This window comes from Candidatus Hydrogenedentota bacterium, assembly GCA_012523015.1.
Classification (GTDB): domain Bacteria; phylum Hydrogenedentota; class Hydrogenedentia; order Hydrogenedentales; family CAITNO01; genus JAAYBJ01.
In genome coordinates this window covers 1-12885 of record JAAYJI010000002.1, presented here as the reverse complement: position 1 = coordinate 12885, position 12885 = coordinate 1, and the positions used below count along the sequence as shown (strand labels likewise).

13 protein-coding genes are annotated in these 12885 nt (G+C 51.1%); 11 read left to right on the top strand and 2 right to left on the bottom strand.

Going from position 1 to position 12885, the window contains the following annotated elements:
* The 3 genes from GX117_00080 to GX117_00070 all read left to right on the top strand — a co-directional run.
* A partial coding sequence (locus tag GX117_00080; GenBank protein ID NLO31741.1) for a PASTA domain-containing protein occupies positions 1–1446 on the top strand: 1446 nt, incomplete at its 5' end.
* A gap of 818 nt (positions 1447–2264) precedes the next feature.
* On the top strand, positions 2265–3611 hold the full coding sequence (locus GX117_00075) for a hypothetical protein (GenBank protein NLO31740.1): 1347 nt from the start codon (positions 2265–2267) through the stop codon (positions 3609–3611).
* Positions 3612–3687: 76 nt separating this feature from the next.
* On the top strand, positions 3688–5028 hold the full coding sequence (locus GX117_00070) for a hypothetical protein (GenBank protein NLO31739.1): 1341 nt from the start codon (positions 3688–3690) through the stop codon (positions 5026–5028).
* Between the two features lie 75 nt (positions 5029–5103).
* Here the strand turns inward: GX117_00070 and GX117_00065 are convergent, their stop codons facing one another.
* Positions 5104–5694, bottom strand: a complete 591-nt coding sequence (locus tag GX117_00065; protein ID NLO31738.1) for a flavin reductase family protein — start codon at positions 5692–5694, stop codon at positions 5104–5106.
* Positions 5695–6200: 506 nt separating this feature from the next.
* Here GX117_00065 and GX117_00060 point away from each other — a divergent pair.
* Genes GX117_00060 through GX117_00050 form a run of 3 tightly spaced genes read left to right on the top strand, consistent with a single transcriptional unit; the run spans position 6201 to position 7614 of the window.
* Positions 6201–6665, top strand: coding sequence for an Hsp20/alpha crystallin family protein (locus tag GX117_00060; protein ID NLO31737.1), 465 nt, complete (start codon positions 6201–6203; stop codon positions 6663–6665).
* Between the two features lie 34 nt (positions 6666–6699).
* The gene (locus tag GX117_00055; protein NLO31736.1) at positions 6700–7089 is read left to right on the top strand and encodes an Hsp20/alpha crystallin family protein; all 390 of its coding nucleotides are present in this window, start codon (positions 6700–6702) and stop codon (positions 7087–7089) included.
* A gap of 48 nt (positions 7090–7137) precedes the next feature.
* The gene (locus tag GX117_00050; GenBank protein ID NLO31735.1) at positions 7138–7614 is read left to right on the top strand and encodes an Hsp20/alpha crystallin family protein; all 477 of its coding nucleotides are present in this window, start codon (positions 7138–7140) and stop codon (positions 7612–7614) included.
* 76 nt (positions 7615–7690) lie between these two features.
* Here the strand turns inward: GX117_00050 and GX117_00045 are convergent, their stop codons facing one another.
* Complete coding sequence (locus tag GX117_00045; protein NLO31734.1) at positions 7691–8776, bottom strand: pyridoxal-phosphate dependent enzyme; 1086 nt, start codon at positions 8774–8776, stop codon at positions 7691–7693.
* A 335-nt stretch (positions 8777–9111) separates the two neighbouring features.
* Here GX117_00045 and GX117_00040 point away from each other — a divergent pair, with 335 nt between their 5' ends.
* From GX117_00040 to GX117_00020, 5 genes are all read left to right on the top strand, one after another.
* A complete protein-coding gene (locus GX117_00040; protein NLO31733.1) occupies positions 9112–10038 on the top strand; it encodes a response regulator in 927 nt (308 codons plus the stop codon).
* A 104-nt stretch (positions 10039–10142) separates the two neighbouring features.
* Positions 10143–10439, top strand: coding sequence for an AAA family ATPase (locus GX117_00035; GenBank protein NLO31732.1), 297 nt, complete (start codon positions 10143–10145; stop codon positions 10437–10439).
* 242 nt (positions 10440–10681) lie between these two features.
* The gene (locus GX117_00030) at positions 10682–11320 is read left to right on the top strand and encodes a Gfo/Idh/MocA family oxidoreductase (protein ID NLO31731.1); all 639 of its coding nucleotides are present in this window, start codon (positions 10682–10684) and stop codon (positions 11318–11320) included.
* A gap of 111 nt (positions 11321–11431) precedes the next feature.
* Entirely contained in the window at positions 11432–11935 is a 504-nt protein-coding gene (locus GX117_00025) for a hypothetical protein (GenBank protein NLO31730.1), read from the top strand.
* A gap of 369 nt (positions 11936–12304) precedes the next feature.
* Positions 12305–12885, top strand: a 581-nt coding sequence (locus tag GX117_00020; protein NLO31729.1) for an NADH:ubiquinone reductase (Na(+)-transporting) subunit A, incomplete at its 3' end; no start/stop codon positions are given.

Genomic DNA, 12885 nt, shown 5'->3' with positions numbered 1-12885 from the left:
GTCGGCACGGCGACCAACTGCATCCTCTGGGGCAATTCTCCAAATGACGTGTTCGAACTCCCAAATGCCGCATACCAAACAAGCGTGAGCTATTCCTGTCTTAGCACTGCCTATGACGGAACGGGCAATATTGTCGGCAATCCCGACTTTGTAAATCCCTCGGCGGGAGATTTCCGTCTGCGCTCCACTTCGCCCTGCATAAATACGGGCACCTCCGACGGTGCGCCCGCTGCGGATATACTGGGCCGCAGTCGTCCCCAAGGCGCGGTACTAGACATGGGAGCCTATGAGCATATTCCTCAAGACGATAATGACGCCGTTGAACCGCCGGTACTACTACGGGTCGACTGCGCCTCCGCCGCTGTCAATCCGGACGGGCTGAGTTGGGCGACTGCCTACCCCACCCTCCAGGCGGCGGCGGACAAGACGGGATACGGAGGCGAAATCTGGGTCGCCAAGGGTATTTACACCTCCGCTTCCGGAGATAATGTGGTCCGATTAAATACGGGAACCGTCATGCTGGGCGGTTTTGCAGGTACGGAAAGCGATCGCGACCAACGTAATTGGAAAACCAACCCCACTGTCATTGACGGTGAGGGAGAACGGCGCTGTGTGACTTCAAACAGCGGTTGCTTCATAGACGGCTTCACCTTGCAAAATGGAAAGGCTGAATCCGGCGGCGGGATGTCTTCCGGCACGGCGGCCAACTGTACCTTCACCGGCAATACGGCTGTCTATGGCGGCGGAATGTATGAGGGCATGGCGATCCACTGTAGCTTCAGTGACAATACGGCCACCACTGGCGGCGGGATGTATGAAGGCACGGCGACCAACTGTAGCTTCACCGGCAATAAGGCTGAGGGCGGCGGCGGCGGCGGGATGTGTGACGGCACGGCGACCAACTGTACCTTCACCGGCAATAGGGCCTCCTCCGGCGGCGGGATGCTTGACGGCACGGCGACCAACTGCATCCTCTGGGGTAATTATCCAAATGACGCAGACGAAACAAGCGTGAGCTATTCTTGTCTTAGCACTGCTTATGACGGATCGGGGAATATTGTCGGCGATCCCGACTTTGTAAATCCCTCGGCGGGCGATTACAGCCTGCGCTCCACTTCGCCCTGCATTGATGTGGGCACATCTGACGGAGAAGATATTCCATCAACGGATATTGATGGAGTGCCTCGACCCCAAGAAGCAGGTATCGATATGGGCGCCTATGAATATTACAGCCCTGTATCTGTGCCTGACGTGGCGGGTAAAGTCCTAGCGGATGCAAAAAGCTCGATCAAGGATGCCGGATTGGTTGTTGGCGAGGTAGACGGGCAGCACAACAACATGGTTACTGCTGGTAGCGTTATTATCCAAGACCCGGCGGCAGGCGCTGGCGTCTATAGGGGCCGCCCTGTTGATCTGATTATATCTTTAGGGCCTGAACTATTTTGAGTCTTTTTCGATTTAGCAGACAAAGGCACACGGACAGGCGGCGGTGAGTCCGGAGATGTGGATGAGAACGCCGGTTCTCAACTCTGTTTCTAGGCTCGCTTTTCCACGTCATTCTGAACGCAGCGAAGAATCCGGTGGCGGCGGAGGCGGCGCGGTCATTAATCCAAGGCCGTGCTCCTGGGCTCCGCAACACCCCGCCCGCACGCTTCGACGCAACGCCTGTATGTGCGAGATTTATCGCGCCCAAGACCCTCCGCCACCGCTTCATTGCAAACTCAAGGTTTCTTTGGCGTCCAACGTGGCTACTCAATCCAGCGCGCTTAACGCAGCGTCTTAGCGATACAACACCTCGGACGCGATAAATCGCGCCCCTACACCGGAAGGCTTTGTGCGTCTCCTGTCCATCGCGTCCATCGCATCCATCGTGTCCATCCGGTCCATCCGGTCCATCCTGTCCATCGCGTCCATTAGAAGGAAACATCTCCGCCCGCAACGCACAGGATCACCAACCCTCTTACCCAACTAGCACACACTGATTTTTAATCCTGTTTCTAGGCTCGCTTTCCCACTTCATTACAGAACTCCTGCCGAAGTCTTTTTTCAGGAAAGGGTTGCAATTCGGGTTTGAACCTGCGGTGTCTGATTTTTTCAGCGTCTTTTCTTTGATCAACGCCCCTGCTTTTTGAGGGGCGATAAACGAAGCAGAGTGCGTTAAAAATCAATTGTCTTAATTCTTGGGCTTGTGTTAGTATGCTTTTGAATGAGCTGCAAAAAAAGACCCCGGCCTGTTTTTATTTCGTTAGGAAAGGGAAAGCAAAATGACTCGTAACCGTAAAAAGTTGAACACTTCATTGACGCGCCGCGGATGGCTCCATCTGGCGTCAGGTCTGGTGGCGGGAAGCGCACTTGCCGGCGAATTTCCCATGATCACACGGCCCCGTGCCACCTCAGGTGATACGGTCGTAGAGCCGGATTGGGAAGAAAAGCTCAGCGTTACCGTGGGCGCGGCAAATGCCGACATTATCGGAGAAACGGATAAAGCACTCCAAGCGGCAGCGGAATATGTGGCACGCCAAGGCGGCGGCACGGTGAAAGTGCTGCCTGGCCTGTATCGGCTCCGCGCACCGCTCCGACTCTACGACCATACCCGTTTAATAGGCAGCGGTCCCGACACGATATTGATGAAAGAAGCGTCGGCAGAGTCGGCGCGCTTGGAGGACTCGGATTGGTTCGATCAAGAGATTACCCTGGTTGATGCTACAGGCTTTGAAGTAGGCGATGCCGTTTGTCTCCAAGCAACAAATCCCGACAATAAGGGACCCATCGTGATTAAACGCCGGCTCATCGCGCGGAGCGGCAATCGCTTTAAACTAGATCGCTCCTTGCGCCAGAACACCTGGAAAATTAGCAACACAACCGTCTCCACGCTCTTCCCAATCGTGATGATGGAGGATGCGGTAGATACTTCGGTGGAAAATATGTGCCTCGACGGAAACAGGGACAATAACGGTTATTTGGACGGTAACTACGCAGGTTGCGTGTGGGCGCAGGATTGCAGCAATATTACGATGCGCAACCTTATTGCACGCAACTATAACGGGGATGCCTTAAGCTGGCAGATTTGCCATGATGTATTGGTAGAATCCTGTGAAATAACGAACAACACCAATTTGGGCATGCACCCCGGCTCCGGGTCGCAACGGACCATGATCCGGAACAATGTGTTTGACGGCAACGGTATCGGCATTTTCTTCTGCTGGGGTGTGCAATACAGCGTAGCTGAAAACAATAAAATCCTTAACAGCAGCAATTGCGGCATTTCTATCGGACACCGGGACAACGAGAACTTTGTCCGCAACAATGAGATTATTAACAGCGGTCAAACCGGTATTCTCTTCCGCCCGGAGCGGGGCGAAGGTTTCACCGCAACGGGCAATCTCGTGGAAAACAACCGCGTTGTCGATTCCGGTGGTGAGGGAGGCGCCGCCGTTGATTTCCAAGGCGTCACTGCAGGAAACACGCTCAGAAACAATGTCTTGATTGAGACCCGCGACCCGGCACAACGTGTGGGAATCCGTTTCGGAGCGGATAGCGGCGAAAACATCCTTGAGAATAACACCATTGAAGGTTTTGCTAAGACTGTGGAAGACAACCGAATAAAATAAGGATCTAAACGCGACAAGAAGCGGTTCCCCTCTCAATGACGCGTATAAGATTTGAGAAACCATAGAAAGAAAACTTATGTTACTGCCCACACTTCTAACGGCTATGTGTATGCTGTCCACTCCCTATGAACTTGCGGTATTTCGTGAAGAGGTGACCATTCCCTTAGGACATGCGTGCATGGGCGGCGGCGTATCGCCTGCCACCGAAATTGTGGATCCCTTGTTTGTGCACGTCATGGTACTGTTGGGGCCGGAACAACCCCTGCTATTTGTGGCGGTCGATTGGTGCGAAATACGCAACGACGCCTACGACCATTGGCGCAGTGCACTGGCAGAAGCAGCCCACACCGTACCGGAACGGGTGCTTCTCTCCAGCGTACATCAGCACGATGCGCCGGTAGTAGATTATGAGGCGCAGCGTATCTTGGATGAGGTGGGTTTGGAAAAATCTATCTGCGATGTTCCCTTCGCCAAAGAATGTGTGAATCGAAGTGTGGCCGCGTTAAAGGAAGCCTTGAAATCTCCGCAGCCCGTCACGCATTACGGGGTGGGCGTGGCGGCGGTGGAGGGCGTCACTTCCAATCGGCGCGTCGTTTTGCCGGATGGTAAAATCACCTATGGGCGGGGAAGCGCTACGAAAGATCCCGCCCTGCAAGCGGAGCCGGAAGGAATCATCGATCCCTTTGTGAAAACGCTCAGCTTTTGGAATGGTGACAAAGCGCTGGCCGCCCTAAGCGCCTATTCCACCCATCCCATGAGTTATTACGGCAAGGGCGGCGTGTCCGCTGATTTCGTGGGCATGGCGCGTGCTTGCCGTCAGGCAGAAGAACCCGATGTATTCCAAATCTATTTCACGGGCTGCAGCGGCGATACAACAGCAGGCAAATTCAACGACGGTGATCCTAATAACCGCCCCGTACTGGCGGAGAAACTCTGTCAAGGCATGCGTTTGGCATGGGCACAAACGGAGCGTTATCCCTTGGAAGAGGTAAACTTCCGTGTGGCGCCGTTGCACTTGGAGCCGAAAAGTTTCGGCGGCTACGGCGAAGCCGATGCCAAAGCAACGGTGGCGGATGATTCATTGAAGCCCTTCATCCGAAACCTCGCCGCCATGGCGCTGAGCTATCGTAAACGGGTGGAGGCGGGACAGGCTATTGATGTGCCTGTGGCGGATTTTGGCAAAGCGAAATTTCTGGTCATGCCCGGAGAAACCTTTGTGCAATATCAAATCACCGCGCAGGGGATGAGCCCCGATGCGACCGTGCTGACAGCAGGATTTGGTGAGTGCGCGCCCGGCTATGTCCCCAGTGCCATCGGAACCGCAGAAGGCTACAACGATGAATCGTGGTGTTGGGTGGAACCCGGCGCGGAACCTCTGATTACCGATGCCTTGGCGTTAACGATTCGGGAGCAATAATCACTGCGCCGTCGAAAAACTCGGGAAAAGAATTGCGTCTTGCCCCGGGGACATCCGTTTCTCAACGATCAGCTTTCATCTTCTCTTTTTGGCGCCGGCTTTTTTCTTTTTCTGGACGGAATAGCCAAAAAAGCCCAGCTTCTTGCCAAGCTCATAGTAGCCGCCATGAGCATAAGCGGCTAAGCCCGCATTTTCAATGGCTAAGCGCCCCGATGCGGTCAATAAATGCTGATGCACTTGTACGGCAACGATGCGCGCCATAAATAATGTGTGGGTGCCCAAGGCTATGGTCTTTTTGACTTTGCATTCAAGATTGACCGGGCACTCCAATATGATGGGCGTATCAATGACCGATGCCGGAGCGGGACTAAGGCCGGTCTTGGCGAATTTGTCTTCTTTGCGCCCTGACACAACACCACAGTAATCGGTGGCGCGAATTTCATCTACCGACGGAATGTTGATGACAAATTCGCGCGAGGCCTTAATCAACTCATAGGAATAACGCTCCGGACGCAAAGAGATAGAGACCATGGGCGGGTCAGAACAAATGGTTCCTGCCCAAGCGACCGTGCAAATGTTGGGTTTTCCCGCACTGTCTACAGAACTGATCATGACAGCGGGGACCGGGAAAAGCATAGTACCCGGCTTCCAACATTCTTTTATAATGGGCTCCTTTTGTTTTGAAAAAGAGGAAGATCTCAAAGGGGCTTTCCCGGATACCCGATTTGTTTTTCGTGGCGGTTTTTGCATGACTAAATCTTTTCACCGATCGCTAAGCTGTTTTCCTGAAGTGTGCTCTTTGTTGGGCACAGCCCCCATACGAGGCTTTTCCTGCGCTCTGCAGAAGTGAAGAATATACACCAACGCGTCCATTCCCCCCAACCTGTCTCCTTTCCTTTTTCAGATCCTTTAGACTCGTATTGCATCGTTTCATAACAGAACACGTGTTCTTTTTTGCAACAGAATATTGGATGAAAAAGGAAGGTATTTTCTGCTTTGTTAAGAGTCCTGTTCTTTAATATACGTTGCATCAATAATTTAACTGATTATTAAGGGTACAGACTCCTTTTGGCATCACCTTTGCTTAATATCAAGCGAATGGAAAAAGAAGCCACAGCAGGCCGAAAAAAGATTACGCAAAACGAAAGACAAACTGAAAGGAGTTACTTATCATGACAAGATATTTTTGGGAGCCTTTTGCAGGTTTAGATTTAATTCGTCGCGACATTGATCGCCTCTTTGAACAAGCAGCCGCGCCGCGCCTGCGCTATGCCCGTTCCGCTTTTTTGCCGGGCGTCTCTGCGCGCAGTTATCCGCTGATCAATATGCGTGAAGATTCCGATACGATCCACATTGAAGCGTTGGCTCCGGGATTGAACCCTGACAGCATCGGTGTAACGGTGCAGCGCGACCAACTTCGTCTGGAAGGTGAAAAAGCCGAGATCAACCCGGATATCAAACAAGATGCCTACCATCGCAACGAACGAGGCGCAGGCCGTTTTACACGGGTAATTCAATTGCCCGCGGAAGTGGACAGCGATCAGGTTGTTGCCGAATACAAGAACGGCCTTCTGTTGCTGACGCTGCCGAAACATGCGGCGGCGAAGCCGAAACAAATCGCCGTAACGGTGAGCTAAAATTAACAATAATACAGGAAAGGAATTGAATATCATGAAAGAAACAACCGTACCCGCTACTGTAGATAGCAACGTGCCGGAAACCCGTGAAGACACCCGCGTACTGGTACCTCCGGTAGATATTTTTGAAACCGAAACAGGACTGGTGGTTGTCGCCGATTTGCCGGGCGTCAAAAAAGAAGACGTTGATGTAAACGTAGAAAAAAATGTGTTGACCCTGAAGGCAAACGCAAGCCATCACCTAAACGATTCTTTGAGCAGCCGTGAATTTAACTTGCGCCCCTTCTATCGCCAGTTCCAGTTGAGCGAGGCGGTGGACCAGGCAGGAATTTCAGCGGAAATGAAATATGGCATGTTAACCATCCATCTGCACAAAGTTAAAGAACAGCAACGCCGCAAAATTGAGGTTTCCGTAGCCTCCTAACAGTTGCGGCAGCCTGAGCGGTGTGTTGAAAAGAAAGGAGATAAATCCATGAAAGAACAAACGAATCTCTCTTTGAGAACAAGCGTACAAGATCTGAGCGATCGGTTAACGCGGTTCTTGAGCCCTTGGATGCCCTCTTCCTTGATCGAAACAGGAACGCTGTTCGACCCCGCTTCGACCCTCTTGTGGAAAGAATCCGGTTATCCCGCAGTGAACGTTGTAGATCAAGAAAATGAAATTCTTGTAACCGCGGAATTGCCAGGCTTGGAAAAGGACGATTTCAATCTTGAAATCGAACAGGACCGGCTCCTATTGCGCGGCGAGAAGAAGACTGAAAAGGAAGACAAGAAAGGCAGCTACGTGATCCGTGAATCGCAGTATGGAAGCTTTAGCAGAAGCATTCCCTTGCCTGCAGCGGTGGATCGTGAAGCGGTACATGCCACCTACAAACAAGGTGTGCTTCGGGTGACACTGCCCAAAACAGCTGAGGCGAAAAAAAGCCGCATCCCGGTGAAGGTGTCGTAATCCTTGGTTCCGGTCGTAGCTTCTTTTGGGGCGAAGATTTGCAAAGGTCGCGATCTTCGCCCCAATGCTTATAGGATCAGCGTTGATCCAAAGGCTGTACGGGCTCGGTGAAATAGCGCTGCAAAGGCAAGGGCAAGGCGCGCCAGTCTTCCTTCCGTGCCGATACGGCGGTTGCCGTATCATCGCCGGCGTAGGTATTCCAGAACAAGACCTTGGATTGTGTCAGTTTTCCTGCAGCGCCATCGGCAATGACAGCGGCCATGGTTTTGCCCGTATAGGTTCCTTCCAATTGTAAGTTCAATTGATCACGTGCCTGTTGAACTGCATCTACGCTTTCCTGCGTAAACAAGGCATATTCACCGCCGAAGAATTCATCGCGTAGAGTAAACTGACATTCGTCCCAGCAAAATAAAGGGAATGCCTTATTTTGATGATGCAGCCATTGGTTAGTGACAGCAAACAATTTACCGGCCCGCTCATAATCGGAATAGGGCGGCGTGGTCACACGGATCGCCACAACACGGGTCTTCATGTTCGCGGCACGCAGTCCGAGTGCCAGACCCACCGCCGTGCCCATCGTTCCCGAGGCCACATAAAGAAGATCCGGTTCCGGCAACAATCCTTCTTCAACTTGACGGCCCAGTTCCAACGCTGCATTGACATAGCCCATGGTTCCCAAAGGACTGGATCCTCCGGAAGGTATGAGGTAGGGCGCTTTCCCTTGTCGTGCCCAAGTGTTGTGAATCGCAGCGGCTGCTGTTTGGGCGGTTTCCTTCCAATCACAAGGAAATAGTGCTGCTCCCGATTTAAGGAGTGTGAGCAGGTTGTCGCGAACATGATAACTGTTGTATTGGGGTCCCAGCACCAGCAGAGCTTCCATACCCAAGGCCCCTGCGTAAGTTGCCGTTGCCAAGGCGTGGTTGGATCCGGCACCGCCAAATGTTATGACACTCTTATAGCCGGCGCTTTGAGCATGGGCCAGAAGAAAGCCAAGCTTCCGTATTTTATTCCCGCCGTAATCGTCATGGGTCTGATCATCTCTTTTGACGAAAAAGGATCCGATACCATGGCGCTTGGCAAAGCTTGCCGATTCATCCGCAGGGGTGGGCAAGGCTGCCAAGGATAGATAGGGCAGACCCAGCACTTCGTTTATGGTATACATTAGGAGTTCCTTTCTTATATATTTCTTTTTAATTGTTAAGGCGCCGCACTCGACACAAGAAGAGACGAAATGATGTATTGAATGAAATAGTATAAGACGTCTTCCATCAAAAATGTAAACACCGAAAGTTTGCCTTAGCTCTGCAAATTCGATCAATTTGAATTTACTCCCCCTTCTTATAGCTTTCTAAGGTATAATTGAGTATAAGAAAACGAAATGAGACTATTTTATCCTGCAACCAAATCTGTTGTATGGATGCTTCAGAGGAAAATAACTGTAATATAGACGACGGGGCGTAGGTGTGATTGCGGCCCTGCTGCGAAAGGATGCGTGTTGTGCACTCGTTAAAGGTCTGTGTAGTGGATGATTGCAAAGATGCTTTATCCACTTTGTGTGAAGGGCTGGAATATTTTGGATACCAAGTAGTACCTGCTCATTCAGGTGAAGAAGGTCTCCGGATCTGCCAAACACAAAAAGTTGATCTTGTCCTCCTTGATATTAAATTGCCGGATATTGACGGGCACGAGGTGTGCCGTCAGCTGAAAGCAAATCTGCGCACTCGTGATATTCCTGTTATTTTTGTTTCCGGTCTCGGCTCTTCAGAAGATGTGAAGCTGGGCTACGAGCTTGGCGCCGTGGATTATGTTTTCAAGCCTTACACGCTGGCTTCAGTTATGATTCAGGTGGAAGCCGCGCTGCGAACCCGCCAAAATATTTCCGGCTTGGTGTCCGGTCCCTTTTTGATCACAGACCCCGTTTATACCGATAGACTCACGGGACTGCGTAACCGCAAGTTTTTAATGGAGCGGCTTCAGGAGGAAGCCGAAAAAGCCTGCCGCTACCATTATCCGCTCTCGAGTCTACTCTTTGATCTGGATGGTTTTAGCAAAGAGGTAGAACAGAGCGAGGATAAGACTGCCGATCTTCTCCTTGAAATGGCCATTGCCTTGCGCAACAGTTCGCGAACCTCTGATATCCTCGCGCGCTATGATGATACCCAATTCGCCGCTGTATTACCCCATACCTGCCTCCCTAATGCCATTGTCTATGCCAATAAAATCCGTCGCGCCATGAGTGAGGTATTGCCTCTGAAAAACAACGGCGTCATCTCCAAAGGGCTTAGTTTTGGCATCATCACCAGTCAAGAAGCAGAGCGCCCCCCTTCTGCAGAAGAACTGCTCAGCGAAACCATGCGTCTGCTGCTGCTGGCAAAAAGCGGCGCCCCCGAACATGTAAGTGCCTGCCTGTATTCTGCATCCTAATTTGACCTTGCCCAGATTTTTTTTTCTTGGTCTACAACCTTTCTCAGGACAACTATGCGTGGGCGTTGCGAAGAGGCTAGAAACGCTTTAATGATTTTCATCTTATACCAAGAAAATTACCAACAAAAGAAGAATTGCTTCAACCCAATCCTCCGTCGGCAATTGTCATTGATGAACCGGAACTGGGATTGCCCCCTTACGCAATTACGCTATTAGGCGCATTACTGTGCTCCGCCTCTCAGCGGATGCAAGTGGTGGTCTCCACGCAATCTGTTTCTTTAGTAAATGAATTCGCCATAGAAAACCTTGTTATCGTAGAACGAGAGAAAGAAGCAAGTGTTTTCAAACGATGTAAAGAAAAAGATTTCAAAACTTGGTTGGAAGAATACTCCGTTTGGTAATTTCGGGAAAAGACTTCATCACAGTACTTCGGTCGGAGTTTTTTCGTGAGAAGACGGTATTTAAAATTTATCCCACCCTCATGAAGTGTGATTTTTTTATCCTGTTTCTGTTATGCTAACTGTTACGCCGGATTTGGAAGCCGGAATGTCATAATTTGTCGTCTCGGAGCATGGTCGTGTTCTTAGAAATCGTCTTTGCTTTGAACGGCGTAAATTAACCCCCAACAGAGAGGTTCTGAAACATGAACAAACGATCTACTTCAAGCGGCATGTCACGGCGTGATTTTGCCAAAGCATCAGCGGTTGCTGCGGGATTTGCGATTCTTTCCAGCAAATCCGGAATTGCCCAAGACAATGTGGACACCCTCAAGATCGGTCTTATCGGTTGCGGCGGCCGCGGCGGCGGCGCTGTTGTGAATTGCCTGATGGGCAATGACAATGTTAAATTCGTTGCCATGGCGGATGTTTTCGAAGACAAGCTTGTCGCACGCCGCAATGATCTTCGCGGCAACCAACATCCGAAAGTACAACCTAAGATTGACATTCAAGATGACCTGTGCTTTTTCGGGCTGGACGCTTACGAAAAACTGCTTGCCACCGACGTGGACATCGTGATTCATGCCACGCCGCCCTATGCGCGTCCTAGACACATGGAAGCGATTGTGGCTGCCGGTAAACACGCTTTTATTGAAAAGCCCTTTGCCGTTGATCCCGTTGGCATTCGCCAATGCATCGCTGCCGCGAAAGCAGCGGAAGCCAAAGGTCTGTCCATTGTCACCGGTCCTCAGCGCCGTTATCAAACCTCCTACATGGAAACGGTGAAGCAAATTCAAGATGGTTCTGTGGGCGACATTCTCGTAGCCCGTGCCTACTGGAATTGATCGCTTCCCTTCTGTAACGAGCGTGAACCGTAATATTCCGATCTCGAATATCGCTTCCGCAACTGGTACAACTACATCTGGACCTGCGGCGACAACATCGTCGAACAACACGTGCATAATCTGGACGTTATTAATTGGATCTTAGATGAGCATCCGGCCAGTGTAGTCTCCTCCGGCGGCCGTGCTTGGAAACCGAGCGAAGAAAAATATGGCGATATTTGGGACAACTTCTCCTGCGATTATGAATACGCCAGCGGTGTGCGCATGTTCAGCATGTCCCGTCACTGGAACAATAGTCAGAACGAAGTCTCTGAACTGGTTATCGGCACGAAGGGCAAAAGCAATTGCCGCGACGCCGCCAGCGACAAGTCCGATCCCTATGTCAATGAACACATCGCCCTGCTGAAGAGTATCCGCGGGGAACGTGAATATATCAACCAAGGTGTTCAGACCGCTGAAAGTACCTTGACAGCGATCATGGGCCGCATGTCCGCTTACACGGGTAAGAAAGTTACTTGGGACGAAGCCTTGAATTCCGATTTGAGCCTAGTTCCTGAGGATCTCGATTTTGAAAAAGCCTATCCCGTTGGCCCCATTCCCGTGCCAGGTGCCTAAGCATCGACTTTTATAACGTGTGCAAAGGATCCCTCCTGAATATTCAGGAGGGATTTTTTGTTTAGCCCTGCACAGCTTATAAAAAGTTTTCTTATTTCACCCGGTTTTCGTTATGATACCTGTATTATGCTTCATCCAAATTCATGTGTAGGGCTATATCGGCAAATTGGCATTGAAGCGCCATTGTGCACGTTTTATTTACCTTGTTAATTTATTGAAGTTGGCATAATCGCGTGTTATAATTACCGGTAGTTATATAAAAATGGGCATGTGAAAGACGGTTGATATGCCCGTTTTTCCCGACCATATTCTGATGATAACATCGTTCGATACGTTGCCATAAATACTAGGAGGATGTGGATCACAGCCATGGGCAATCACCAAATCCGAAAGGGATTGACGCTCCCCATCAGTGGAGCGCCCCGACAAGAGATAACGACCAAAGCCGTTGACCGAATCGCTGTCATAGCCTTGGATTACATGGGCTTGAAATCGCGCATATTGGTTCAACCGGGAGACCTCGTTAAGCGGGGTCAGGCGCTCTTTGAAGACAAAAAAGTGGAGGGGGTCTTGTATACGTCTCCCGGCGCGGGAACCGTGAGGGCAGTCAACCGCGGTGAACGAAGAGCGCTCCAATCGGTTGAGATTGACCTGAGTGCCGAGGAAATAGCCGGCAATCTCGGTCCCGATGACTATCAGTCCTTTTCCGCTTTCACCGGCGCTCCTGTTTCTTCGTTGTCTCGGGAAGAGGTCTGCGCCCTTATGCTGGAATCGGGGCTTTGGACCGCCTTGCGTACGCGCCCGCTCAGTCGTGTACCCCATCCGGAAAGTATTCCCCACTCAATTTTTATCACCGCCTGCGACAGCAATCCTTTGGCCCCTTCTATGGATGTGATCGCGGAGGGACGTCAGGAAGCTTTGGATGCAGGTGTTGCCGCCCTGTGTAAATT

Coding starts and splice junctions, on each gene's coding strand:
- GX117_00075 (NLO31740.1), top strand. CDS start 2,265: ATGACTCGTAACCGTAAAAAGTTGAACACTTCATTGACGCGCCGCGGA.
- GX117_00070 (NLO31739.1), top strand. CDS start 3,688: ATGTTACTGCCCACACTTCTAACGGCTATGTGTATGCTGTCCACTCCC.
- GX117_00060 (NLO31737.1), top strand. CDS start 6,201: ATGACAAGATATTTTTGGGAGCCTTTTGCAGGTTTAGATTTAATTCGT.
- GX117_00055 (NLO31736.1), top strand. CDS start 6,700: ATGAAAGAAACAACCGTACCCGCTACTGTAGATAGCAACGTGCCGGAA.
- GX117_00050 (NLO31735.1), top strand. CDS start 7,138: ATGAAAGAACAAACGAATCTCTCTTTGAGAACAAGCGTACAAGATCTG.
- GX117_00045 (NLO31734.1), bottom strand. CDS start 8,776: ATGTATACCATAAACGAAGTGCTGGGTCTGCCCTATCTATCCTTGGCA.
- GX117_00030 (NLO31731.1), top strand. CDS start 10,682: ATGAACAAACGATCTACTTCAAGCGGCATGTCACGGCGTGATTTTGCC.